This is a genomic window from Pseudoalteromonas sp. CF6-2 (genome assembly GCF_021729425.1).
Taxonomy (GTDB): domain Bacteria; phylum Pseudomonadota; class Gammaproteobacteria; order Enterobacterales; family Alteromonadaceae; genus Pseudoalteromonas; species Pseudoalteromonas arabiensis.
Genome location: NZ_CP091442.1, coordinates 3234930 through 3260000 on the forward strand (window position 1 = coordinate 3234930; position 25071 = coordinate 3260000).

The following is a 25071-nucleotide window of genomic DNA, read 5'->3' on the forward strand; positions in this document are numbered from 1 at the left end:
GGGATCAGATCTCCAATCCAGTTAAAAAGCCTACAGCGCGGAATAAAATGCCATCTAATCCCCACAGGATAAGTGCCATAATCACAGTTGCAACCATAACAATTAAGGTCGTATGGGTTGTTTCTTGGCGCGTTGGCCAAACAACTTTACGCACTTCAATACGTGCCTCTTTTGCAAACGCAATAAAAGTACGGCCTTTTTCAGTAAGTGAGGCAATACCTAAACCTGCTGCAACAGCAACTACTACGCCAATTGCACGTAATAATACAGATTGGTCTGCGTACATGTGGTTACCAACGACTGCGCCTGCTAGTAGCGCTATCGCTACAATCCACTTCACTGAATCCATCGCACTTGATGGTGTTTCTACATTCGTGCTCATAATATTATTACCTTAACTACAGACACAACAACCCTGCTCTTTGGCAGGGTTAATCCATTAAAATCTAAACTTAAAAACTGACTATTTAAACCGATTTTTAATTTTAGACTTCACACACAGTGTAAAAGTGGCAGGGGCGGAGAGATTCGAACTCCCAACCGTCGGTTTTGGAGACCGCTGTTCTACCAATTGGAACTACGCCCCTGCAAAGTGGATGCCTATTATACTTACGCAATTCATTAACACAAGTGTAAAAGATACCCAGAAGTTAAATTCTCGTCAGTCTATTTAAAAATCAATATTAACATTGATTAAAAAGCAGTTTATTATAACCCAATAAAGGAACTGAAAACGACATGGATACATGTGTTGCCGTTAAAATTTGCCCGCTACGTTGTATTGTTTACTATCACTTTGCTTGTTAGTCAGCTTGCTAATGCTCGCCCATTACACCTGACAACTTTTAATAGTCAGCAAGGTTTAAGTCAAAACTCCATCAATTGCAGTATAACTGATCAACAAGGCTTTTTATGGCTGGCCACACAAGGCGGGTTAAATCGTTTTGATGGTTATGAATTTAAACGTTTTAAAGCCAACAAGCATAGCAAAAGCATCTCGGGAAATTGGATCACTTCCTGCCAAAAAGATCAGCATCAACAACTCTGGTTTGCAACTGCAAGTAAGGGACTCAATCGCCTTAACACGCATACTGGCGAGTTCGAAGTATTCTCCTCAGGCAAGAATTCAGGGCTGAGTGACGATAAAATTTGGTCGATGGCATTCACACCAAGGGGTAATCTTTGGCTTGGTCATGAGCAAGGTAAATTAAGCTATTTTGATTTAAGCACTAACGAGTTCAAACATTTTCAATTTAAAGCACATGCTCAACAAAACACCCTCATTCGCGATATCATCGTTACTGATAAACGGCTTTGGCTTGCTACCAGCCAAGGGTTACTTTCATTTAATCCAAATACGCAGCAATTTACTCAATACGCTAATATCAGCTCACCGTTATGGCATCTCAATTTACTTAATCACGAGAAGTTACTCGTTGGCGGCAAGCAAGGACTCTATACGCTTAATCTAACAACGTTAGTGAGTGAACCAATTAAGCACTTTAAAGGTATCTGGATCACTGACAGCCTTATTGATGCTCAAAACAATCTTTGGCTAACAAGCTATGGGCAAGGTTTATACTTTTTGCCTGCTGAGGCAGACTTGCAAAAAGAATACATTCAATATCGCCATGATAAACAAGAGCAAAATAGTTTAAGCAGTGATTATCTCCTTTCACTTTATCAAGACCCACAAGGTATTATTTGGCTAGGGACTGATGGCTATGGTGTACATCGGTATGACCCCAAACAGCAGCAGTTTTCTCATCAATCAACAACCTCTCAGCTACATTCTTTGAGCCATAATTTTGTTCGCTCAATCATAAAAAGAGCCAATGGAGAGGTATGGATTGGCACTCGTGATGGACTCAATCGTAAAACAACCCAAGGCTATCATCACTATAAAGACGCACTACCAAACAGTAATATATTTGCCCTCCATGAAGATAACAATCATCAGTTATGGGTAGGCACTTACGGTGGCGGCTTAGTTAAGTATCAGGATGGTAGTGATAGCTTTGAAATTTTCACCATGCAAAGCCACCAGCTAGCGAGTGATCGTGTTTACGCGATAACCAGTGACAAAACGGGTGCACTTTGGCTTGGCAGTAACCAAGGACTTACTCGGTTTGAGCCTGAATCAGCTAAAGTAACTCACTTCAAGCATAACGACACAAGCAACAGCCTTGCGAACAACACTGTATTTACACTTGCCTATGATAGTGATGACCATGCTCTTTGGATTGGCACCCGAGCAGGGCTCAATAAGTTAGATATTGCAAGTGAGCAATTTAGTTTATTGGATCAACAAAGCTCAGCCGATACAGGGCTTAGTCATAACATGGTGACTTCTTTACTGCTAAAAAAGAACATCATTTGGGTTGGTACAATGCAGGGACTGAACCAAGTCAATAAAGATAATTTTAACGTTAAACAAATTACCGAGCAGCACGGCTTAGCGAATGATAATATTTTTGATATTTTAACTGATCAGCAAGACATGCTTTGGCTAGCAACCAACGGCGGACTAACACGCTATAATCCTGTCACAGAACAAATGCAGCAATTTTTGCCAGAAGACGGTATTCAGCACCAATCATTTATACTGGGCGCAAGCTTTCAAGCAGACGATGGCGAATTATTCTTTGGCGGTATTAATGGTTATAACCACTTTTATCCTGAGCAGTTAACCTTATCGCACGCTCCCCCTACTCCGGTATTAACTGAGCTATTACTGAACAACCACGCAATTGAGAGCAATCACTTCGGTAAGCAAACAAATACGCTTGCCAGTTCCACCCATTCACTCTCTTTTGAGCAATCAGCTGGCGTTATTGGCTTTAAATTTAGTGCATTAAATAATGCAGCCACGCCAAAACATTATCAATATGGCTACAAGTTAGCAGGCTTTGATAAACAGTTTTTGTATACAGATGCCTCTCTTAGGCAAGTCAACTACCCACAACTTCCAGCTGGTAACTACCAATTATTAATCAAGGCAAAAGATCAATACGGCCAGTGGAGTGACAGTGCCGCCTTGCTAAAGTTAACTGTTGTGCCTCCTTGGTGGCAAAGTAAATTAGCCTATGGCATCTACCTAATCATGGCATTAACGCTAACTTGGCTACTTTTAAATGCACTGTACCAACGCAAACTCGCTGAGCAAGAAAAGCAAACTGAAATTGAATTAAACAAATTAAAAGATCAATTTCTAGATAACATTAGCCATGAGCTAAAAACACCACTGAGCTTAATACTTGCTCCGATAAGTCAGTTACAGCAGAGTAATACTGACCAACATACACAAACGCAACTTGCTAGTATAAAGCGCAATTGCCAGCGTTTGCTTGAGCTCATTAATCAACTTTTACAACTAAGTAAACGTCCAAGTACAGCTATTTACACGGTATCACCGTATTCATTAAATGATTTTCTGACCAACCTGGTAAACGATTTCACGCCGCTCTTTAAGCAAAAGCAACTGCAATTTAATTTTCACACTAATACGGCAGAAGAATGCATGATTGCCCTTGCTCCCGAGCATGCTCACTCTATCTTTAGTAACCTAATTAGTAATGCCCTAAAGTACACCCCACAAGGTGGTAAAGTTAGTATTAGCCTCTCGATGGAACAGCAACGGGCAATATTTAGCATTATTGATACGGGTATCGGAATTGCCGACAAGCATCAGCAACAAGTTTTTAAACGCTTTACCCGCGTGGCAACATCAGAAGAGTCAGGAAGTGGAATCGGCCTAACCTTGGTAAAGCAGCTAGTTGAAGAATATGGCGGTATAATCACCCTACAAAGTCAAGTTAACAAAGGAAGCTGTTTTAATGTGTCACTTCCTCTTGCAATCGCCTCTGGTAAACATATAAATAACTCAATTGAACTGCACTCCTCACAGCCAACTATTCTCATTGTTGAGGATAACCAAGACATGGCTGAGCTATTACTTTCGTTATTTAATGAGGAGTTTCGTTGTATCTGCGCAATTGATGGTCAACAAGCTATTGAACTATGTCAAACGAGCCTGCCAGACCTAATCATTAGTGATGTCATGATGCCTAATATGGATGGCTATCAACTATTGACTAAACTACGTGCCAACCCCGCCACCAGCCACATTCCTGTCCTATTGCTTTCTGCAAAGGCAGACAAAAATAGTCGTTTAAAAGGCCTCGATTTATTAGCCGATGATTTTTTAAGTAAACCGTTTGAACCAGCAATACTGATCAGTCGTGTTAAGGGGTTGCTTAATTTAAGACACATCTTAAACCAGCATTTAACGGCGCAGCTTGCTGCCCCGCTACACACAGACTCATCCGCACAGATTACGGTTCACAATAAAGACTACTCCTTTACAGAAAAGCTTAAGCAGGTAGTGCAAACTCATTATCAAGATGAAAGTTTCTCCGTCGAACAACTTGCCTCTGCATTATGTTTAAGCCCCCGTGCACTTCAATTAAAAATGAAAGCATTATATTCACAAACTCCATCAGACTATTTGCGCAATACACGTTTAGAGTTTGCAAAAGAACACCTAATCAATAGCACATCAGCAATTGGTCTGATAGCTGAACAAAATGGCTTTAGCTCGCAAAGTTATTTTGCTCGAAGCTTTAAAAGTTATTTTGGCCTCTCACCAAAACAGTATCGAGATAACCATCAAAAACGCGCTAATTTCGTGTGAGTGAATAAACTTTTCGCTTGAGTGCTATTTTTAATGTACTGATTTTTATAACTTATCCTAATAAACATTCATAAAAACAAAGCCCGTATTGTGGCGTTATTTACTGCATGAGATATAAGTTAAGGAAAGTCATATGCTCACCAAAACACACAAAGCGATTACGCTCACTTTAATTGCTGCTGCACTAACTGCATGCCAAAGTACGACGACAACCACAAGCAATAACAACAGCCCGAATATAAACGAAGTCGCACAACAACAATACAATGGCCCTAAAGCCAGAGTCGCTGTGGCACGCTTTACCGATAAGTCCAACGACTCGCGTTGGTGGCGTAAAGAAATTGGTGAAGGTATGGCAGATCAGCTAACAACTGCACTAGTTAGTACCAATCGATTTATCGTTTTAGAGCGACAAGCGCTTGATGCTGTTTTATCAGAGCAAGACTTAGCGGTATCAGGTCGAGTAAGTGCAGCATCAGGTGCAGCCTACGGCGAAATAGAGGGTGCCGAAATTGTGGTTGTAGCAGCGGTCACAGAGTTCGATGACGACAACTCTGGTACTCGTGTAGGCAGTGGTGGGTTTATTGGTGATGTATTTAGCTCAGTATCAGCGGGCTTTTCAAGTTCACACATGGCTATTGATTTACGCTTAATAGACACCCGTACCTCTCGTATTCTAGCAGCCACTAGCGTAGAAGGTGGTAGTAAAGATTTTAATTTTACCTCTGCTGCAACTAACTTTGGTGGCGCCCTAGTCGGCGGCAACCTGAGTAGTTGGTCAAACACGCCAAAAGAAAAAGCATTACGTGAAGTGATTATAAAAGCGGTTGAGTTCTTAGAATCAAAAGTGCCAGCGACCTATTATCGTTACAATAGTGATAACACGATAGCGGCTGGTCACACAGCGCCTGCACCACTAAAAGTAACTGCAGCTGCAGCCCCCACTAAAGCAGCAGTGGCATCAGTTACTGTTCCTAATCATAGAATGCCTTACTACGAAAAAACAGACTTGGCGATGTCACGACTGAACTTGGTTTGTTTGGGTTATTTGAAAAGACAGCCTCACTACGAAGAATATGAAGTAGAAGACGTAGAGTACGATGAAGCAACCGTGATTGCACTCACTGAGTATCAGCAAGAAAATAAGCTCAAAGTGACTGGTCTTGCGGATGAGACGACCAAAAAGTCTCTTGATGATTCAGGGTGTATTGCCAAAACAAACAAATCAAGTTTAGAAAGCCTTGGCAGTATTTTTAAATTCAACTAAGCAAAATAACAGCCAGTGCTAGCACTGGCTGTACATGCTTTCGTTTATCACTACAAAATTTGTATCAATTCGCCACGGTAAAAATCACACAGTAGCCAAATTTGTTGAAATGGGTGCTCTGCTGGCACTTTTAAGTTAGTAAGTACTGACTTAAAATCTTCTAGATGCCAAATCGTACTGGCATTTCGTATCAATAACCAAGGGTGAGTAGACTCATAATGCTTTTTCGCTTTTTGCGCGAGCAAACGATGTAACGCACAGTGCAAACGTTCACTACTTGGTGCTAACGCCATTTCCGCAAGGTCTCGTTGCATGCCAATCGATAAAGGTCGGCCAAGTACCGCCATCGCTTCTGTTTCACTGGCATATAAATGCGCTATTTCGATATCGAGTCGCTCATCACCTTTATAGCAACTTACATCGGGCTTACTCGGTGTGTTATGCCAGATATTACGCATAGTTACACCAAATTGCTTTTCGTAACAGCGTAAAAATAGCTTTGCCGCACCGTGCTCTAGCGCTATTTTTTCTTGCTCACTTTCACGATTCATTTAATATCATATACACATCACTTAATAAGCCTGAAGCGCCAAATCGAAAAAGATCGGGTTGTAAATACGCTTCACCCATAATTGACTCAGCTAAAGCCAAATACTCAGCAGCGTCAGTAACAGTTCTGACTCCACCCGCCGCTTTAAAACCCACCTTTTTATCGCTTGCTTTAATGGTCTCTAAAATAACCTTAGTCGCCGCAAGGGTGGCATTCACAGCGACTTTACCGGTACTGGTTTTAACAAAGTCGGCACCGCCTTCTATCGCCAGCTTAGTTGCTGTAGCAATCAACTCATTGGTCAATTCACCGCTTTCAATGATCACTTTGAGTTGCACTTGAGTACCGCAGGCATCTTTTGACGCTTGAACATACTCTAAAACTTTGCGTTCATCACCGGCAATCAGTGCTTTGTATGGAATCACTAAGTCTACTTCATCGGCTCCGCGTTCAATAGCAAACAAGGTTTCACTAATGACTTGTTCTAATGGCTGCTCCCCACCAGGGAAGTTAGTCACAGTAGCCACTTTAACTTGTTGTAACTCACGCTCAGCGAGTGCAAGCTTAGCGTCACTAACAAACTGACTATACACACAAACCGCAGCAGGAATGCCTAACTTTGGCTCAATACTCGCAACTAAGTTATTAATAGACTCTGTAGTGTCGGTGTCATTCAGTGTTGTTAAATCCATTAGTGCCACCGCTTGGGCAGCGATTGTTTGCATATTAGTCATTGATCTTATTTTGTGTTGCCATATTAGTACCCTATAGTAGCAAATTTTTATGATCTGGCTATAAATCATAACTAATCACCATAAGGCATTTAATTTCCTTGTAACTCGCCGCAATCCCTTGTTAACTAAGCCTTAAGCCAAACAAAGCCACCAAATATAACTTTTAGTTATATAAACTTGGTTTTAATTATTTTTTACTTTATTTAGAGCACTATATTCTGCTTGCCTGCAATAAGCAGTTTCTTTGATGTGTTTTAGGGGTGAGAACAACGTGCAATATTTACCTATCTTTACCAAGTTAGACGACAAACCTGTATTGGTAGTCGGCGGTGGAGATGTTGCGTTACGCAAGTGCCGTGCATTTTTAAAAGCACGTGCCAATGTAACGCTAGTCGCCCCTGAGTTTTGTGATGAACTTACTGCGCTTGCAACGCAAGGTGAAGTAACGCTTATCGTTGATACATTTAAAGAACAGTATTTAGATCAACAAATGCTAGTTATTGCGGCGACGGATATCGACAGCGTCAATAATGACGTTTTTGAACGTGCCAATGCGCGTAATATTTTCGTTAATGTGGTTGATGACCAGCCTAAATGCAGCTTTATTTTTCCTTCGATTGTTGACCGTGATCCAATCACAATTGCTATTTCAAGTGCTGGCACTGCCCCCGTACTTGCACGTCGGTTACGTGAAAAACTCGAGACCCTTATTCCACAACATATTGGCCCACTTGCTACGTTAGTTGGTAGCTTTCGCGATAAAGTAAAACAGCGTTTCAAGCACTTTGCTGACCGTCGCCAATTTTGGGAAGGGGTGTTTGACTCATCGGTCGTGAGTAAAGTGCAAGCGGGTAATACCGAGGCAGCAACTGTGCAGTTAGAGCAACTGTTAGATGCAAAGCCAGAGCCTGAAGGCGAAGTGTATGTTGTCGGTGCAGGCCCTGGCGACCCTGAGTTATTAACACTAAAAGCACTGCAATTAATGCAACAAGCCGACGTCGTTGTGTATGACTATTTAGTCTCTGATGAAATTATGGAACTAGTGCGCCGTGATGCTGATTTAGTCTGTGTTGGCAAACGCTTGGGCGATCACAGTGTTGCACAAGAAGATACCAATCAAATGCTGGTAGATTTTGCCAAACAAGGTAAAAAAGTATGCCGTATTAAAGGAGGCGACCCGTTTATTTATGGTCGTGGTGGTGAAGAAGTACAAGTGCTGGCCGCAAATCAAGTACGTTACCAAATCGTACCGGGTATCACTGCTGCTGCCGGTTGCAGTGCTTATGCTGGGATCCCTCTAACACACAGAGACCATGCACAAGCTATTCAATTTGTGACAGGACACTGTAAAAAAGATGGTCAAGAACTTGATTGGCAATCACTCGCAAAACCAAATCAAACTTTGGCTATTTATATGGGTGTCATTAAATCTCCCCATATTCAAGCACAATTATTAAAACATGGCCGTGGTGCAGAAACACCAGTTGCCATTATCGAAAATGGTACGCGAAAAGAACAGCGTGTCGTTACTGGGCAACTGGGTGAATTGGCGGACTTAATCGCCCGTCATAGTATTATCTCACCCGCTTTACTAATTATAGGCGAAGTTGCATCATTGCATCACCAGCTTGCATGGTTCGGACAAACCGAACAAACCAGCAGCTTTGCCCAGCCTATTACAGGCGTAGCGTAATTTAACTTTTAATCATTTTAGTAGGACGACTAACAATGGCTTTAACACACCTTCAGCAATTAGAAGCTGAAAGTATCAAGATCATGCGCGAAGTGGCTGCTGAGTTTGAAAATCCGGTGATGCTTTACTCGATAGGTAAAGATTCATCGGTGTTATTACACTTAGCACGCAAAGCGTTTTACCCAGCAAAGATCCCATTTCCATTATTACATGTTGATACCAACTGGAAGTTTAAGGAAATGATCGAGTTTCGTGACCGCCTAGCCAAAGAATACGGCTTTGATTTAATCGTCCACAAAAACCCTGAAGGGTTAGAGATTGATATCAACCCATTCGTACACGGCTCAGCAAAGCACACTGACATCATGAAAACCCAAGGTTTAAAGCAAGCACTGGACAAATACGGCTTTGATGCTGCGTTTGGTGGGGCACGTCGTGACGAAGAGAAATCTCGTGCTAAAGAGCGTGTTTACTCATTCCGTGACAAATACCACAGATGGGATCCAAAAAACCAACGTCCAGAGCTTTGGAATACATATAACAGCCAAGTTAACCCGGGTGAAAGTATTCGTGTTTTCCCGTTATCGAACTGGACTGAGCTTGATATTTGGCAGTATATCTATCAAGAAAACATTGAAATGGTTCCACTTTACCTTGCCAAAGAACGCCCAGTTGTTGAGCGTAACGGCACGCTAATCATGGTTGATGATGAGCGCATGCCTCTTGAGGAAGGCGAAGTACCAGAAATGAAATCTGTGCGTTTCCGTACCCTTGGTTGTTACCCGTTAACGGGGGCTGTGGAATCAACGGCAGGAACCTTAACGGAAATTATTGAAGAGATGCTACTTTCAACCTCTTCTGAGCGTGAGGGCCGCGTGATTGATCATGACTCAGCTGGTTCAATGGAAAAGAAAAAACGTGAGGGCTATTTCTAATGTCTAAAACAAACGACACGATTAACGAAGTAAGAGAGTTAGGCATCGACGCTTACCTTGCACGTCAACAAGATAAAAGCCTTTTACGCATGCTGACATGTGGTAGCGTTGATGACGGTAAATCAACGCTGATTGGCCGCCTTTTACATGACAGTCACCAAATTTATGAAGACCAACTTGCAGCCCTGCATAAAGACAATGAAAAAGTCGGTAATGCCGGTGAAGAGCTTGATTTAGCACTCCTTGTTGATGGCTTACAAGCTGAGCGCGAACAAGGTATTACGATTGACGTTGCTTATCGTTACTTCTCAACAGCAAAACGTAAATTCATCATTGCTGACACACCAGGGCATGAGCAGTACACACGCAACATGGTAACCGGTGCATCAACCAGTGATGTAGCTATTATCTTGGTGGATGCGCGTTACGGTGTACAAGTACAAACAAAACGCCATAGTTTTATCTGTGATTCGCTTGGTATTAAGCAGTTTGTAGTTGCTATCAACAAGATGGACATCGTCGACTTTGATGAAACTGTGTATGAGAAAATCAAAGCGGATTATCTTAAATTTGCGGAGCAGCTAAACGTTACGAATATCAAGTTTGTGCCTATGTCTGCACTTAAAGGTGACAACGTAGTAACACGCTCAGAGCACACTCCTTACTACACTGATAAACCACTGCTTGAGTTACTTGAAGACTCACCAGCTGCTGAAATTGATAACGGTTTTGAAGCACGCCTTCCGGTGCAATATGTCGTGCGCCCTAACTTAGACTTCCGTGGCTTCCAAGGTACTTTAACCTCTGGCAAGTTCAGTGTTGGTGATGCAGTGAAAGTGCTACCATCGGGTAAAAGCTCAAGTATCAAAGAGATTGTGACTTTTGATGGCAACTTAGATACCGCTGAAGCAGGTCAAGCAATCACTTTAACATTAAACGACGAAATAGATATCAGCCGTGGTGATGTGATTGTACCAGCCGCTTCAAAAGCCGCTGTTACAAATCGTATTCAAGCTAAATTAGTATGGATGCACGAAGCGCCGCTTGTATTAGGTAAAAGCTACAACTTTAAGTTAGGTAGCAAGAATACCTCAGCAGTGGTAAGAAAAATCGATCACACCATTGATGTAAATACCTTAGAGCATGGTCAAGCTGACTCATTACAGCTGAACGAAATTGCTATTGTAACCTTAGAGCTGACAGAAACAATTTTGGCTGATGAGTACCACAGCAATCATGAAACAGGTGCGTTTATCCTAATCGATCGCCTATCAAACCTAACTGTGGCAGCAGGTATGATTGAGCAATTACTTAACATCGAAGAACAGCAAAGTAACTTTAGCGACTTTGAAGTTGAATTTAACGCTTTAGTACGCAAGCACTTCCCTCACTGGCAAGCGCTTGATATAACTAAGCTTAAATGATCACTTTTCGCCTGTTATAGGAAGTAATAGCATGTATCAACAGCTGGTATTAACAGGCATTATGCTGGTATTAGTCGGGTGCCTATTTGGCACACGACTAAAACCAGCATGGTTATTTGTTGGCGCCATTGGTATTAGCTATCTAGCAGGGCTTATAAGCCTTGAAGATATGCTGGTGAACTATGCAAACCCCTCTTTAATTACTTTAATACTGCTTGTATTAGTGTCTATTGCTGTAGAAAAAACCACGTTAGTACAAAAACTTGCTCAGTCACTTTCTAAAGGAAGTCTAACCAGCTCAGTGACTAAACTTGGTTTATCTACCGCTTTTTTATCATCATTTACTAATAATACGGCGGTTGTGGCCTCACTGATTAGTGCAATAAAAGACAGTCCAACTCATTCCCCGTCTAAATTGTTGTTGCCCTTGTCGTACACTGCAATTTTAGGGGGCACGATTACCCTAATTGGCACATCAACTAACTTAATTGTTAATGGTTTTGCAGTAGAAGCTGGCATGGCGCCCCTAGGCTTTTTTGATTTTACATTAGTGGGCTTGGGTGCTTTAAGTGTTGGCTTAATCACTATCATTGTGATGTTGAAATACCTTCCTGATAATGGCAAAAACGATCAAGAAGTCGTCCCTTTCTATCTAGAAGGTAAAGTTGAAACTGGCTCACAACTCGCGGGTAAAAGCGTTGAAGAAAACGGCCTTCGTGAACTTAAAGACCTATTCTTAGCCGAGATCATCCGTGAAGATAAACGTATCTGTGCAGTCACACCAAAGCAAGTGATTAAAGAAGGTGACGTGCTCTTGTTTGTCGGTGACATAAAATCGGTACCTCTGCTTACTCAGTTTGATGGCCTAAAAGTCGTTCACGACAAACACGAAAAAGATGTTGAGCACTTAGTTGAAGTCGTTGTCAGCCACTCCTCTAAATACATAGGTAAAACAGTTAAGGAAGTGCGTTTTCGTGAGCAATTCCATGCGGCGGTTATTGCCATTCGCCGCGGCCACGACCGTTTGCAAGGTGGTTTAGGTAAAGTACAACTACAAGCTGGTGACTCACTCATTCTTGCACCAGGTAAAGAGTTTTACTCACTTCCTGACCTTAAAAGAGAATTTGTTTATATTTCAGGCCTTGATTTACAAACTCACTTAAAGCCAAAGAAATCTAATATCGTATTGGCCAGTTTTGCGGGGGTTTTAGGCCTGAGCATTCTTGGAATCGTCCCCTTGATTAAAGGTCTACTTGTTTTACTGATCGGCCTAATGCTAACTGGCACAATTAAACTTAGTGAAGTAAAGCGCCGCTTTCCGATTGAGCTACTCGCTGTGGTAGGCAGTGCTATCGGCCTAGCTAAATTAATGATAGGCACAGGCCTTGCCGGTGAAATATCATCAGGTATGTTATACGTGCTTGGCGATTTTGGACCTTATGGTGCTTTCATTGCCATTTTCTTAATGACCGTGATGTTTACCGAGCTCATTACCAATAATGCAGCCGCGGCACTTTCGTTTCCAGTTGCCTACTCATTAGCCATAGGTTTTGATGTATCGCCACTTCCTTTTATTATGGCTGTCGCTTTTGGTGCATCGGCTAGTTTTATTTCGCCATTTGGTTACCAAACTAACCTAATGGTATACAGTGCAGGTAACTACCGTTTAAAAGATTACATTGCAATGGGCTTACCGTTATCAATTATTTATTCAATAACGGTGCTGACATTAATACCACTGGTTTTTCCATTTCAATAATGAGAGTAAAAACAATGGATGAGAATATCGTATGGCATAACTACGCTACCACTAAAGCACAGCGTAGTGAGCAAAAAAAACATAAGCCAACTATTTTATGGTTTACTGGTTTTTCAGGCTCTGGCAAAAGCACCGTTGCCAATGCACTAGAAAGTGCCCTGAATCAATTAGGTGTGCACACATACCTATTAGATGGTGATAATGTACGTCATGGTTTATGTAAAGATCTTGGCTTTAGTGATGAAGACCGTATTGAAAATATTCGCCGAGTGGGTGAAACCGCAAAACTCATGGTTGATGCAGGACTTGTGGTACTCACCGCATTTATTTCACCCTTTAGAAGTGAACGCGATATGGTAAGAAACTTAGTTGAAGAGGGTGAATTTATCGAAGTATTTTTAGATACTCCATTAGACGTTTGCGAAAGCCGCGATCCTAAGGGTCTCTATAAAAAAGCCCGTGCAGGTGAGATAAAACACTTCACTGGTATCGATTCTGATTATCAACCCCCTATTTCACCAGAAATTAAAATCGATACGAGCGCAAACACCCTAGACCAATCGGTGCAAGAACTGGTAGCGTATTTAAAACAACAGCAAATTATAGGTTAAGCCATGAATCAAACGGAACTGCTAGAAGAAATCTTACTCCTCGCGCGCCAAGCGGGTAGTGCAATTATGGGGATTTACGAAAAGGACTTTAATGTTGAGTACAAGGCTGATGAAAGCCCTGTTACCGACGCTGACCTAGCAGCTCATAAAGTGATTGTGAATGGCTTAAAACACCTTACCCCAGATGTGCCAATTCTAAGTGAAGAAAGCGCTGATATAAGCTGGGAGGTCCGCCAAACATGGCAACGCTACTGGTTAGTTGATCCTATAGATGGCACCAAAGAATTCATCAAGAAAAATGGCGAGTTTACCGTCAATATTGCACTGATCGAAAATGGAAAGCCTGTATTAGCTGTGGTTGATGCACCCGCTTTGGGCGTCTCATATATTGCAAGTGAAGCAATCGGTGCCTTTAAAGATAAAGGCGATGAACGAATCGAACTAAAAGTTACCCGCAAACCAAACAAAGGACTTATTCGTGTTGTTGGCAGTCGCTCACACCCTTCTCCAGATCTTGCTGAGTTTGTAAAACAGTTCGATGACGTAGAAATGGTCTCAAAGGGCAGCTCACTAAAACTATGCTTAGTAGCCGAAGGCAGTGCAGATATTTACCCACGCCTTGGCCCAACTTGTGAATGGGATACAGGTGCAGGCCATGCAATTGCCGAAATAGCTGGTGCAACGGTTAGTAAACTCGATGGCAGCCCACTACTGTATAACAGTAAAGAAGAGTATCTGAATCCATATTTTGTTGTATCAGCGTTAGAAGAATAAACGAAGCTATAAGAAGCCGTACGTTTTAAGTAGTAAGTTTAAGAGCAGTGCGGCGTTAAATTTATCATCGTAGGCTGGCTGGAGCGAAGCGAAAACCAGCCTAATTTAGTCAGAAGCAGTAGAGCTTTAAGCGGTAAGTTTTAAGCTCGGCTCTGTACAGAGATCTAGTATTTCCGTTCTTTTGTAGGTCGGGATTTATCCCGATACATTTTTCAGGCTAAAGCCTGAGCTACAAGACATTAAAGCGTAAGTATAAATCCCCTTAGGAGATGGCTTCAACCACGAAAGCTGCTCTGTATTCTAGCTTGAAAACAATTTCACCATAGAGAGCACCAAAGCAATGCGCGCTGCACAGAAGATTATACCCCCTCAATGAAACTTAGATTTTTTATTGCTAAATCAATATCTGAATTACTTTCTTGATTATCATTAAGCTTTGCGAGTGTTTGTAAAATATCTCTTTTCTGCTCAGGTGAAAGCTCTGAAAAGTGCTCTTGCAAATGTTTAATCGTTAAATGTTGTGACGAAGCTGCTCTAACTAAAAATTCAACAGTCCGTGTATTTTTATTATTGATAACAACTCCCAATAAGTTTTTCATTAACCTATTTAAAAAGTCAAATTCACCTTCAGCTAACTGCGCAAAAGCTATAAACCTTAGACACACGTAAAAAGATTGTTCAGATAACTTATGCGCATTTTCATTTAAAAAATTAACTATATTAAGACCTTGAAAAAGCTCATTACTATAGGTTGCAGCATCCCTTCTATCAGCTTCATCTTTAATATCCTTGTAATATCCATTACCAAGCCTTATTTCGCTTATCCCTTCAAAATTTCTTTGCAATCTTTCCAATTGTCGCTCAAGCAACTTTTCTCCACTTTCTAAATTTACTAACTTGTATAAAACTCTTTCAAAATTTTTATCATCGATGGTTTGCTTTGTATATTCTTCAAAAAGACCTTCTGTCAAAAAGCCTTTTGGATCTTTTCCAATATGCTCTAAAACATCAAAAACAATTTGTTCTACTCTATCTTGGTTTTTATCATCTGAAAAAAGTATCCTACCAAAACGATCAAATGCCTCTTGCCAACGATAATCACTGCAGATATTTTTTGCTAATTCCTGCGTTGGTAAAGATTTTATAGAATCAATAACAATTTGATCCCTGAGCTCATTTTCAGGAACTGTTTCCAGTAAAATACGTTTTAAATAATTAACAGTGTCTGGTTTTACACCTAAGTGTTGCTCACTGCTTTTGTTGTTACTTTTAAAGCCGTTTCCATTTTTATCAGTAATATCTTCTTTAAGCTGCAACAACTCTTTAAAAAGTGCACTATATAAATGTACCTTACCTGCACTTATAAAATCAGCAATCATTCCGAAAAGAGTATCATTAACTGTTTGTTGCTCACCATCTTCAATTTTGGCTACTGGTAATGTCTTACCATTAACTAAGCCTCCATATGAATTTACAAAAGCATTAAATAATGCTGGTTCAGCCTCCCTTAAAGTAGCTAGTAATAACAGAGATCCTAAATCAACCTCACCCATTAACTTCTCTTTTGTCCAGCACTGATCCACACGACGTATTATCCGTTTCAGCATACGAATTGAAACTATAAGACTATTAGATATAATTGCTGGCCGATAAAAGGTCTCATGATAGGCAAATGGGTTTTGTTTAAAGTATTGATCAGCAGTGCTTATTCGCGAATGTGTTAACACCATACCATTATCAAATACTTCTTTTGTGTATAATTTTGCCCACTTACATAGTATCTTTTTATAGTCTTGGGTTGCTATTGTCTCTATATGATCAGCAACTTTACTTAAAGCCTCTGCATATTCAAGCTTGTCATTACCCATCGCGATAATGAAGTTTATGTTGCTTAAATCGCTACTTTTTAACCTATCGAGCAATACTGCTATATCGTTTAAACGCTTGTCACTTTCATCAACCATACCGCGATCTACATCCTGCAAGGTGATCAGTAATTTATGATTGGTTGCTTCTAGAACATCATTAAGCCTTTTAAAGTTCGCATCTATATCAACTGGGCCTGCTAATAGTGTAGATGCAAATTGAAAAAAGCTGCCTCCAGATTTTAAAGCCTCGGTATAATGCTTTGGTAAAGAACGAAAAGCACACATATCTAAATGCTGGCTGATGTCATCAATAATATGGCTAAGTACCACATGAGCAACACTACCACTTGCTGCACCCCATGTAGATATATCACTATGAATCCAGACCTTGCCTTGGACTGAACTTTTTGCCAAATCATTTGATATACAATCTATAATGCTACTTTTTCCACATCCAAAAGGTCCACATAGTGCAATATGTTGGGCTCCCCTTGCTTCATAGCCTACCTTGTCACCGCCTAAAAGTAGCCTCTCAGTAATACGATTAGCATAAACCTGCAAGTCAGGCTCTAATTTCTCAGTATATTTAATAGTTGAATCATCTTTAAACCATTTTCGAAAATCTTCTAAGCTCTCAAGCTTTAATTCTACTTCTTGTTTTGATTCGACTATTAACTCTGTGTTGGATACTTTTATCTGTTCCCAGAGCAAATATACCGACATACCCAAATAAGCAATTGCTATACAGAAAAACACCCAGAATACTTGTTCTACCTCAACTAGGTTTATTGCTGAAAATAAATAAAATGCTGATACCGCGCACAGCACCCCTGAAAATACAGGCTTTTCTGTGTAGAGTTTTGTTTGATAGATAGTAGTCGCTGCAATAGCTAAAAAACTCAGTACTATAAATTTAAGAGCACCAAAGGTTTGGGCAATTAGTTGCTCTACTGCTTCATCTGAATACGTTGAATACACATAACTGACAATGAAAAGTAAGCTAAACAATACACTTATCGTCACCGGTGGATATCGCCAATTAAACCCAATACTACGTTTGGCGTGGGAGATATAAAACTTATCTAGTAGCAACTTGATGCCAATACCTGCAAGAAAAGCAAAGCTATAATGCAGTACAGGGCTCGTATATAAAATACTGCCCCACTTCATATAGGCTTGTTGTACAAAACTGACGTTACTTAAAAATACTGTAATCGCGGCCGCGGTCATTGCGCACAATAAAAGTGATAACCAGCGCTGGGCTGGAATAGGAAGAGGCTGCGACAATTTAATATCCTTATTATAAGTAAGCCGTATAAAGCTTTGATATTGTATACCTAATGAACAGAAATTAGAATCAGCCCACAATTCACACTGTTTTAATTGTTATAGCTATTAAGAATACTGATAGCAAAACATTGATGTTTTATCCCCTATATGGATAATTATGGAAACATGGATTATTAACAAGGAACGATAAATGCTCGGATTAATTCGCTATACAGTAGAACTATGCCCCGAAGTAAAAGGTCAGATTTTTGATAATGGAACCCCATTAGCCAATCAACTTGTTGAGCGAAGCTTAACCTACGACGATGAAGAACTAGATAGTGTTTATACTGATGAAAACGGTTGTTTCTCATTTCCTGCCAAATCTCTAAAATCTCGCAAACCTGGCAGTATTTTTCATGAGCCCGTGGTCAGAATTATCATAGATTTAGAAAAAGGTGGTGAGGTTTACAATCTCTGGTTAGGTTTTCAGCATGGACTAAAAAACCCAAAAGAGTTTAAAAATTTTTTGAAAAACTTAAAAGCTGACTTGACGGATAAAGAAGTAAAACATCACCTAATTAACCCTGAAGATCCATTAGACGAACACTTTATCAAAAGTATTGCTCGCTGGGAAAAACAAAATTAAAAGGACTTATAATGGCAACTTTATCACCCATTTTATGCGCTGAATTAGCTAAAATTTCTTATGACATAAAGAAAGCAGATCGAAGAGGTCGATACTCAATAATTGCGTCAAATTCTTTAGAAAAACATTTTTCTTTTGACCTGTCAAACGGCCCAATAAAAGGAGTATCTGGCGGAGCAATGGCTCATGCTACAGGTCATCAAACAGGGTTTGTACTCGTTGGCAAAGGAACTTCTTCTACAGGGCGCATGAATCCATTTAAAAATGATTTGGTATTGGCTATTCGAGGTACAGCCTCGTTATATGACGCATCAACTGACTGTAGAGCTAACCTAAGTGTTTGCGATGGAGGTCATAGTGTTCATGCTGGCTTTAATACTTTATTTGAAACCTTAAAATCAGAATTAGCACCTTTTTTGAGTGAACTTAAGCCGAGTGCTACTGTGCATTGTGTTGGTCACAGTCTAGGAGGTGCGGTTGCATCTCTAGTCGCGGATTGGGCTAAACGACGTTTTAATGCAAACGTTAAATTATATACTTTCGGTGCGCCAAAAGTAGGCTTAACTAATTTCGCATTAAGTACCACAAACGCCCTGAAACCAAAAAATATATTCCGCTGTGTAAATGGTGGCGATGTAGTGCCGATGGTGCCTTTTTGGCCATTTATGCAGGCTCCGTACAATGCCCCTGAATATAGGATGGACAACAACCAAATTATAGCCCCGTGGCATCACTTGATGAAATACTACACCCGAAATTCACAAAAGCAATCTTGGGATAGCATCAACAAAAGAGTGACATTTAATCCGTTTAAGCGTGTAACTCTAGACATTAGTCATGCAAACCAAGTACAACCTTCCATTTATTGGATGAATCGTTTAAGTGAAGCTTTAATGACAGTATTGCGTCAAGCAAAGCTAGGGGCGCTGAATGCGCTGCAGTCCGGTACTGCAAACGGTTTGAGTTTATACGACAAAATCGCGATGATTCTAGCTAACAATAATTTTCATACTGTAGACTTAACAGGCCCCATAAATGGATTACTCGCATGTATGCTTGCATTTGCAGGATATGCTAAAGCAAAGATAAAAGAGTTATCAGCAGAGTTCATAAAGTGGGTATTTGAACAAACATTAAAAATGGTCAATAAAATAGCCCACAGAGCGCTTTCTTCAGTTGGTTAGTCCACATTATTAAAGCAAGCTATATTCTAGCTTGCTTTAATATGTTAAAACTTTGACCTCTATTATTATTTATTTAGGAATAGCAGTGACAACGATTGAAAAGGCAATTGAAGCAGCGTACGAATCACAAATTACCTCGCTTTATAAGGCTCTCTCACAAAGCATTCTTGCCGCAAATGGCGATGAAGCAGAAATCAGTGCAGCTGAGGCTCGTTTTAAGAAAGGGTTAGCATTTGCTGCTGATATAAAAGCACGTGCACTAACGGCTGCACAATAACACTCTAAGCTGGGTGGAGCACTGCTAAACTCAGCTATCCAAATAAGCAATATTCCCTTGTGTAAGTCTCCCCTTACAGCATAGTTATTTAAATACAACGCTAAAACATGCATTCTTAGGCGCTTTTCTATATGCTGCGCGACAATTATTATTCTAATAGTGGAGTGCTAATGAACACACATCAAGATGCTATGCCGTATGATGCATCGACAACAAGTAGTAACTCGAAATGGAATCTTCATGACACCCAATGGGTATTAAGTTTATTTGGTACCGCGGTCGGGGCTGGTATTTTATTCTTACCAATTAATATCGGTATCGGCGGATTCTGGCCGTTAATCATCATGGCATCCCTTGCCTTTCCAATGACTTATTTAGCTCACAGAGGCTTGGCCCGCTTTGTATTATCATCTAAACAGTCCGATGCTGACTTTACAGACGTAGTTGAAGAGCATTTTGGTATTAACGCCGGTCGCTTAATTTCTCTTTTATACTTTCTTTCGATCTTTCCTATTTTACTTATCTATGGTGTTGGCTTAACAAATACCGTCGACAGCTTTATTGTCAATCAATTAGGCATGGAGTCGCCACCACGCGTTTTATTATCAGGGGTTTTAGTTGGTGGTATGATTAGCTTAATGCTTGGTGGTGAAGCACTTATGCTTCGCGCTTTTTCTATTTTAGTTTATCCTCTGGTTGGTATCTTATTCTTCTTATCGTTATATTTAATCCCCAGCTGGCAAATGCCTGACATCACTATTCCTGAGTTCTCAGGTTTTATGAAGACGCTTTGGTTATCTATTCCTATTATTGTTTTTTCGTTTAGCCACGCAGCTGCAATCTCAAGTTTTGTCCATGTACAGCGAGCCCATTATGGCAATAATGCCAAAATGAAATCTGAAGCAATTCTTAAACGTACCAGCTTGTTACTGATTGTATTTGTATTGCTGTTTGTATTTTCGTGTGTGTTGTCTCTATCATCTGAGCAAATGATCCAAGCTAAGGCTGATAATGTGTCTATTTTGTCATTTCTAGCCAATATCACAGATAACTCTTTTATTGCCACACTTGGGCCTCTGGTTGCTTTTATCGCAATTACATCATCATTCTTGGGACACTTCTTAGGTGCTCGTGAAAGCTTTAATGGCCTAGTGAGTAAGCAAACAGATTTGAATCCAAAGTTAGTTGATAAAACCGGCACTGTGATCATGTTCTTTGCTATTTGGTACTGTTCAGTAATTAATCCAAGTATTTTAAACATGATGGATCAGCTATCAGGCCCAATCATTGCTATGATCCTATTCATCATGCCCATGATTGCTGTTTATAAAGTACCAGTTTTACACAAATACAGAAACCGCTTAAGTACCCTGTTTGTTCTAACAGTTGGCTCTCTAGCAGTATTTGCGCTTATTTATAGCATGATTAAGTAACATACTGCTTACTACAAAAAAAGCCCAGCAGTGAATCTCTGCTGGGCTTTTTTTGTTATGTGTCAGGTGCAAAGCTAAGATTTGGCCTTAGTATTAGCCAACCACTTTACAGATAACCTCTGTATTCTACTACCGAACAGCCAGTAGGCTCATCCCGTCCCCAATAAGATCTATACCTGCGAGTCTCTATCACGCAATATAAAATCGCGACTACACACGTGTTGGGGCGGGTTTATTCCACGTCATGGGGTGTCTATTCGCGGGTAGCGCGCGATGTAAAAGCGCGACCACATACGAAAAAACCCGTTGCATTGCTGCAACGGGTTTCTCTAATTAGGAGCCATGGTGCGCTACGCAGTAGGATGTCCTACTTTCACATGGCAAATGCCACACTATGCCTACAAGGATAGAAGTAGTAGGGTCTTGGTTGGGTGTTTTATTTTTCTACAGGCAACAAAAAACCCGACTCTTTCGAATCGGGTTTCTCTAATTAGGAGCCTGGCGATGTCCTACTTTCACATGGCAAATGCCACACTATCATCGGCGCTGTTTCGTTTCACTACTGAGTTCGGCATGGGGTCAGGTGGGTCCAAAACGCTATTGTCACCAAGCGTATTCTGTTTGTTAATCGCCTTAGCAATTAACTAAAATTCGGAAATCTGATAATCGTAAATCTACTTTAGTATACTAACTTCTGCTTTGCGTTGTTACGCTGTCACAAAACGCGTTTGGCGTTGTATGGTTAAGCCTCACGGGTAATTAGTACAGGTTAGCTTAATGGCTCACACCACTTCCACACCCTGCCTATCAACGTTGTAGTCTTCAACGGCCCTTCAGAGACTTTAAAAGTCTAGTGAGAACTCATCTCGAGGCCTGCTTCGCGCTTAGATGCTTTCAGCGCTTATCAGTTCCGAACGTAGCTACCGGGCAGTGCCATTGGCATGACAACCCGAACACCAGCGGTTCGTTCACTCCGGTCCTCTCGTACTAGGAGCAACCCCTCTCAATTCTCAAACGCCCACGGCAGATAGGGACCGAACTGTCTCACGACGTTCTAAACCCAGCTCGCGTACCACTTTAAATGGCGAACAGCCATACCCTTGGGACCGACTTCAGCCCCAGGATGTGATGAGCCGACATCGAGGTGCCAAACACCGCCGTCGATATGAACTCTTGGGCGGTATCAGCCTGTTATCCCCGGAGTACCTTTTATCCGTTGAGCGATGGCCCTTCCATTCAGAACCACCGGATCACTATGACCTACTTTCGTACCTGCTCGACGTGTCTGTCTCGCAGTTAAGCTGGCTTCTACCATTACACTAACCGTACGATGTCCGACCGTACTTAGCCAACCTTCGTGCTCCTCCGTTACTCTTTGGGAGGAGACCGCCCCAGTCAAACTACCCACCAGGCACTGTCCGTAATCCCGATCAGGGACCAACGTTAGAACATCAAAACTACAAGGGTGGTATTTCAAGGACGGCTCCACAAAGACTAGCGTCTCTGCTTCAAAGCCTCCCACCTATCCTACACATGTAGGTTCAATGTTCAGTGCCAAGCTGTAGTAAAGGTTCACGGGGTCTTTCCGTCTAGCCGCGGGTACACAGCATCTTCACTGCGATTTCAATTTCACTGAGTCTCGGGTGGAGACAGCGTGGCCATGGTTACACCATTCGTGCAGGTCGGAACTTACCCGACAAGGAATTTCGCTACCTTAGGACCGTTATAGTTACGGCCGCCGTTTACCGGGGCTTCGATCAAGAGCTTCGTCCGAAAACTAACCCCATCAATTAACCTTCCGGCACCGGGCAGGTGTCACACCGTATACGTCATCTTGCGATTTTGCACAGTGCTGTGTTTTTAATAAACAGTCCCAGCCACCTGGTCACTGCGGCTCCCGTCCGCTTAGAGAGCAAGTCTCATCACAGATAGGAGCGTACCTTCTCCCGAAGTTACGGTACGATTTTGCCTAGTTCCTTCACCCGAGTTCTCTCAAGCGCCTTAGTATTCTCTACCTGACCACCTGTGTCGGTTTGGGGTACGATTCGGTATAATCTGAAGCTTAGAGGCTTTTCCTGGAAGTATGGCATCAACAACTTCACACCCTTGGGTGCTCGTCTCGTGTCTCAGTCTTAAGAGTCCGGATTTTCCTAAACTCTCAACCTACTCACTTTCACATGGACAACCAACGCCATGCTTGTTTAGCCTGCTCCGTCCCCCCATCGCAATTATACCAAGTACGGGAATATTAACCCGTTTCCCATCGACTACGCCTTTCGGCCTCGCCTTAGGGGTCGACTTACCCTACCCTGATTAACATGGGATAGGAACCCTTGGTCTTCCGGCGTGCGGGTTTTTCACCCGCATTATCGTTACTCATGTCAGCATTCGCACTTCTGATACCTCCAGCATACCTCCCGGTACACCTTCAACGGCTTACAGAACGCTCCCCTACCACTCAAACAAAGTTTGAATCCGCAGCTTCGGTGCATAGTTTAGCCCCGTTACATCTTCCGCGCAGACCGACTCGACCAGTGAGCTATTACGCTTTCTTTAAAGGATGGCTGCTTCTAAGCCAACCTCCTGGCTGTCTGGGCCTTTCCACATCGTTTCCCACTTAACTATGACTTTGGGACCTTAGCTGGCGGTCTGGGTTGTTTCCCTCTTCACGACGGACGTTAGCACCCGCCGTGTGTCTCCCGGATAGTACTTTACGGTATTCGGAGTTTGCAAAGGGTTGGTAAGTCGGGATGACCCCCTAGCCTTAACAGTGCTCTACCCCCGTAAGTATTCGTCCGAGGCTCTACCTAAATAGATTTCGGGGAGAACCAGCTATCTCCCGGTTTGATTAGCCTTTCACTCCTAGCCACAGGTCATCCCCTAACTTTTCAACGTTAGTGGGTTCGGTCCTCCAGTTGATGTTACTCAACCTTCAACCTGCCCATGGCTAGATCACCGGGTTTCGGGTCTATACCTTGCAACTCAACGCGCAGTTAACGCTCGCTTTCACTACGGCTACCCTAATCGGTTAACCTCGCTACAAAATATAAGTCGCTGACCCATTATACAAAAGGTACGCAGTCACATAACAAGTATGCTCCTACTGCTTGTACGTACACGGTTTCAGGTTCTATTTCACTCCCCTCACAGGGGTTCTTTTCGCCTTTCCCTCACGGTACTGGTTCACTATCGGTCAGTTGGGAGTATTTAGCCTTAGATGATGGTCCACCTATATTCAGTCAAAGTTTCACGTGCTCCGACCTACTCGATTTCACTTAGATTGCATTTTCGTGTACGGGACTATCACCCTGTATCGTCAAACTTTCCAGAATGTTTCACTAACACAAAATAAGCTTAAGGGCTGGTCCGGTTTCGCTCGCCGCTACTTCCGGAATCTCGGTTGATTTCTGTTCCTACGGGTACTTAGATGTTTCAGTTCTCCGCGTTCGCCTCTTACACCTATGTATTCAGTGCAAGATACCTGCAAGCAGGTGGGTTTCCCCATTCGGAAATCCTAGTCTCAAGCGCTTTTTACTAGCTTGACTAGGCTTATCGCAAGTTAATACGTCCTTCATCGCCTCCAACTGCCAAGGCATCCACCGTGTACGCTTAGTCACTTAACCATACAACCCAAACGGGTCTTTGTTAGTGACAGCTGTTAACTTCGCCAGAAGTTAATTCATCAAATAATGATGAGAATACTAAAGTAGATACCAATTAATCATAAATGATTAATGGCATTTTTTTACTTTTGAAAACTCTTTATAGATACGAATATCTATAAGAATTTTAATATCAGCTTTCCAAATTTTTAAAGAGCAAGAGAATTAACTTCTCAAAATTAAACACACTCTATTCTCAAGCAGTTTATTACCTGATTAAGAATGTTTATTTTTAAGGAGTAAAAGTGGTGGAGCTAAGCAGGATCGAACTGCTGACCTCCTGCGTGCA

16 protein-coding genes, 2 tRNA genes and 2 rRNA genes (1 of these 20 cut by a window edge) are annotated in these 25071 nt (G+C 41.6%); 12 read left to right on the plus strand and 8 right to left on the minus strand.

The genetic code is table 11. The annotated features are described in order from the left end of the window. Positions 1 to 4: 4 nt before the first annotated feature. Together secE and L3Q70_RS14990 are read right to left on the minus strand one after the other, a co-directional pair. Positions 5 to 382: a preprotein translocase subunit SecE gene (gene secE / locus L3Q70_RS14985; RefSeq protein WP_062568395.1), complete on the minus strand. Its 378-nt coding sequence runs from the start codon at positions 380 to 382 to the stop codon at positions 5 to 7. A 128-nt stretch (positions 383 to 510) separates the two neighbouring features. Further along, positions 511 to 587, minus strand: a tRNA-Trp gene (locus tag L3Q70_RS14990). 161 nt (positions 588 to 748) lie between these two features. Here L3Q70_RS14990 and L3Q70_RS14995 point away from each other — a divergent pair. Both L3Q70_RS14995 and L3Q70_RS15000 read left to right on the plus strand, forming a co-directional pair. Beyond that, positions 749 to 4693, plus strand: coding sequence for a two-component regulator propeller domain-containing protein (locus L3Q70_RS14995; RefSeq protein WP_237114531.1), 3945 nt, complete (start codon positions 749 to 751; stop codon positions 4691 to 4693). Positions 4694 to 4826: 133 nt separating this feature from the next. After that, positions 4827 to 5960, plus strand: a complete 1134-nt coding sequence (locus tag L3Q70_RS15000; RefSeq protein WP_237114532.1) for a CsgG/HfaB family protein — start codon at positions 4827 to 4829, stop codon at positions 5958 to 5960. A 50-nt stretch (positions 5961 to 6010) separates the two neighbouring features. Here the strand turns inward: L3Q70_RS15000 and L3Q70_RS15005 are convergent, their stop codons facing one another. Continuing rightward, positions 6011 to 6511, minus strand: coding sequence for a hypothetical protein (locus L3Q70_RS15005; protein ID WP_062568398.1), 501 nt, complete (start codon positions 6509 to 6511; stop codon positions 6011 to 6013). Beyond that, a complete protein-coding gene (gene deoC / locus L3Q70_RS15010; protein ID WP_193987907.1) occupies positions 6501 to 7244 on the minus strand; it encodes a deoxyribose-phosphate aldolase in 744 nt (247 codons plus the stop codon). The genes L3Q70_RS15005 and deoC overlap by 11 nt, the downstream gene beginning before the upstream one ends. A 271-nt stretch (positions 7245 to 7515) precedes the next feature. On the opposite strand from deoC, the gene cysG reads away from it, so the two are divergent. Genes cysG through cysQ form a run of 6 tightly spaced genes read left to right on the plus strand, consistent with a single transcriptional unit; the run spans position 7516 to position 14440 of the window. Next, positions 7516 to 8937, plus strand: coding sequence for a siroheme synthase CysG (gene cysG, locus L3Q70_RS15015; RefSeq protein WP_062568400.1), 1422 nt, complete (start codon positions 7516 to 7518; stop codon positions 8935 to 8937). A 35-nt stretch (positions 8938 to 8972) separates the two neighbouring features. Further along, positions 8973 to 9872 (plus strand): sulfate adenylyltransferase subunit CysD, encoded by a 900-nt coding sequence (cysD, locus tag L3Q70_RS15020; protein ID WP_237114533.1) that lies wholly within the window; start codon positions 8973 to 8975, stop codon positions 9870 to 9872. Then, positions 9872 to 11296, plus strand: a complete 1425-nt coding sequence (gene cysN, locus L3Q70_RS15025) for a sulfate adenylyltransferase subunit CysN (RefSeq protein WP_237114534.1) — start codon at positions 9872 to 9874, stop codon at positions 11294 to 11296. Before cysD ends, cysN begins: the two co-directional genes overlap by 1 nt. Before the next feature lie 31 nt (positions 11297 to 11327). Then, positions 11328 to 13055, plus strand: a complete 1728-nt coding sequence (locus L3Q70_RS15030) for an SLC13 family permease (RefSeq protein ID WP_237114535.1) — start codon at positions 11328 to 11330, stop codon at positions 13053 to 13055. Between the two features lie 14 nt (positions 13056 to 13069). Beyond that, positions 13070 to 13666, plus strand: coding sequence for an adenylyl-sulfate kinase (gene cysC, locus L3Q70_RS15035; RefSeq protein WP_130149221.1), 597 nt, complete (start codon positions 13070 to 13072; stop codon positions 13664 to 13666). 3 nt (positions 13667 to 13669) lie between these two features. Then, positions 13670 to 14440, plus strand: a complete 771-nt coding sequence (gene cysQ, locus L3Q70_RS15040; RefSeq protein ID WP_237114536.1) for a 3'(2'),5'-bisphosphate nucleotidase CysQ — start codon at positions 13670 to 13672, stop codon at positions 14438 to 14440. Between the two features lie 359 nt (positions 14441 to 14799). Here cysQ and L3Q70_RS15045 read toward each other — a convergent pair whose 3' ends face one another. Beyond that, positions 14800 to 17595 carry a KAP family NTPase gene (locus L3Q70_RS15045; protein ID WP_237114537.1) on the minus strand — a complete coding sequence of 932 codons (2796 nt, stop codon included), beginning with the start codon at positions 17593 to 17595 and terminating at the stop codon, positions 14800 to 14802. Between the two features lie 193 nt (positions 17596 to 17788). Here L3Q70_RS15045 and L3Q70_RS15050 point away from each other — a divergent pair, with 193 nt between their 5' ends. The 4 genes from L3Q70_RS15050 (at position 17789) to L3Q70_RS15065 (ending at position 21120) form a co-directional block, all read left to right on the plus strand. Beyond that, the gene (locus L3Q70_RS15050; protein WP_193987912.1) at positions 17789 to 18226 is read left to right on the plus strand and encodes a DUF6795 domain-containing protein; all 438 of its coding nucleotides are present in this window, start codon (positions 17789 to 17791) and stop codon (positions 18224 to 18226) included. Positions 18227 to 18237: 11 nt separating this feature from the next. Next, on the plus strand, positions 18238 to 19410 hold the full coding sequence (locus L3Q70_RS15055) for a lipase family protein (RefSeq protein ID WP_237114538.1): 1173 nt from the start codon (positions 18238 to 18240) through the stop codon (positions 19408 to 19410). Between the two features lie 85 nt (positions 19411 to 19495). Beyond that, positions 19496 to 19687: a hypothetical protein gene (locus tag L3Q70_RS15060; RefSeq protein WP_062568410.1), complete on the plus strand. Its 192-nt coding sequence runs from the start codon at positions 19496 to 19498 to the stop codon at positions 19685 to 19687. Between the two features lie 170 nt (positions 19688 to 19857). Then, positions 19858 to 21120 carry an aromatic amino acid transport family protein gene (locus L3Q70_RS15065; RefSeq protein WP_237114539.1) on the plus strand — a complete coding sequence of 421 codons (1263 nt, stop codon included), beginning with the start codon at positions 19858 to 19860 and terminating at the stop codon, positions 21118 to 21120. A 496-nt stretch (positions 21121 to 21616) separates the two neighbouring features. Here the strand turns inward: L3Q70_RS15065 and rrf are convergent. From rrf to L3Q70_RS15080, 3 genes are all read right to left on the minus strand, one after another. Continuing rightward, positions 21617 to 21731, minus strand: a 5S ribosomal RNA gene (rrf, locus tag L3Q70_RS15070). A 127-nt stretch (positions 21732 to 21858) separates the two neighbouring features. Beyond that, positions 21859 to 24743 (minus strand): 23S ribosomal RNA (locus tag L3Q70_RS15075). 285 nt (positions 24744 to 25028) lie between these two features. Continuing rightward, a tRNA-Ala gene (locus L3Q70_RS15080) sits at positions 25029 to 25071 on the minus strand; it runs 33 nt beyond the window's last position.

What these genes read in the sequence shown, in the direction of transcription:
- L3Q70_RS15000 (WP_237114532.1), top strand. Translation starts at nt 4,827, where the DNA reads ATGCTCACCAAAACACACAAAGCGATTACGCTCACTTTAATTGCTGCT.
- L3Q70_RS15005 (WP_062568398.1), bottom strand. Translation starts at nt 6,511, where the DNA reads ATGAATCGTGAAAGTGAGCAAGAAAAAATAGCGCTAGAGCACGGTGCG.
- L3Q70_RS15055 (WP_237114538.1), top strand. Translation starts at nt 18,238, where the DNA reads ATGGCAACTTTATCACCCATTTTATGCGCTGAATTAGCTAAAATTTCT.
- cysQ (WP_237114536.1), top strand. Translation starts at nt 13,670, where the DNA reads ATGAATCAAACGGAACTGCTAGAAGAAATCTTACTCCTCGCGCGCCAA.
- deoC (WP_193987907.1), bottom strand. Translation starts at nt 7,244, where the DNA reads ATGACTAATATGCAAACAATCGCTGCCCAAGCGGTGGCACTAATGGAT.
- L3Q70_RS15030 (WP_237114535.1), top strand. Translation starts at nt 11,328, where the DNA reads ATGTATCAACAGCTGGTATTAACAGGCATTATGCTGGTATTAGTCGGG.
- cysN (WP_237114534.1), top strand. Translation starts at nt 9,872, where the DNA reads ATGTCTAAAACAAACGACACGATTAACGAAGTAAGAGAGTTAGGCATC.
- cysC (WP_130149221.1), top strand. Translation starts at nt 13,070, where the DNA reads ATGGATGAGAATATCGTATGGCATAACTACGCTACCACTAAAGCACAG.
- cysD (WP_237114533.1), top strand. Translation starts at nt 8,973, where the DNA reads ATGGCTTTAACACACCTTCAGCAATTAGAAGCTGAAAGTATCAAGATC.
- secE (WP_062568395.1), bottom strand. Translation starts at nt 382, where the DNA reads ATGAGCACGAATGTAGAAACACCATCAAGTGCGATGGATTCAGTGAAG.
- L3Q70_RS15065 (WP_237114539.1), top strand. Translation starts at nt 19,858, where the DNA reads ATGAACACACATCAAGATGCTATGCCGTATGATGCATCGACAACAAGT.
- L3Q70_RS15050 (WP_193987912.1), top strand. Translation starts at nt 17,789, where the DNA reads ATGCTCGGATTAATTCGCTATACAGTAGAACTATGCCCCGAAGTAAAA.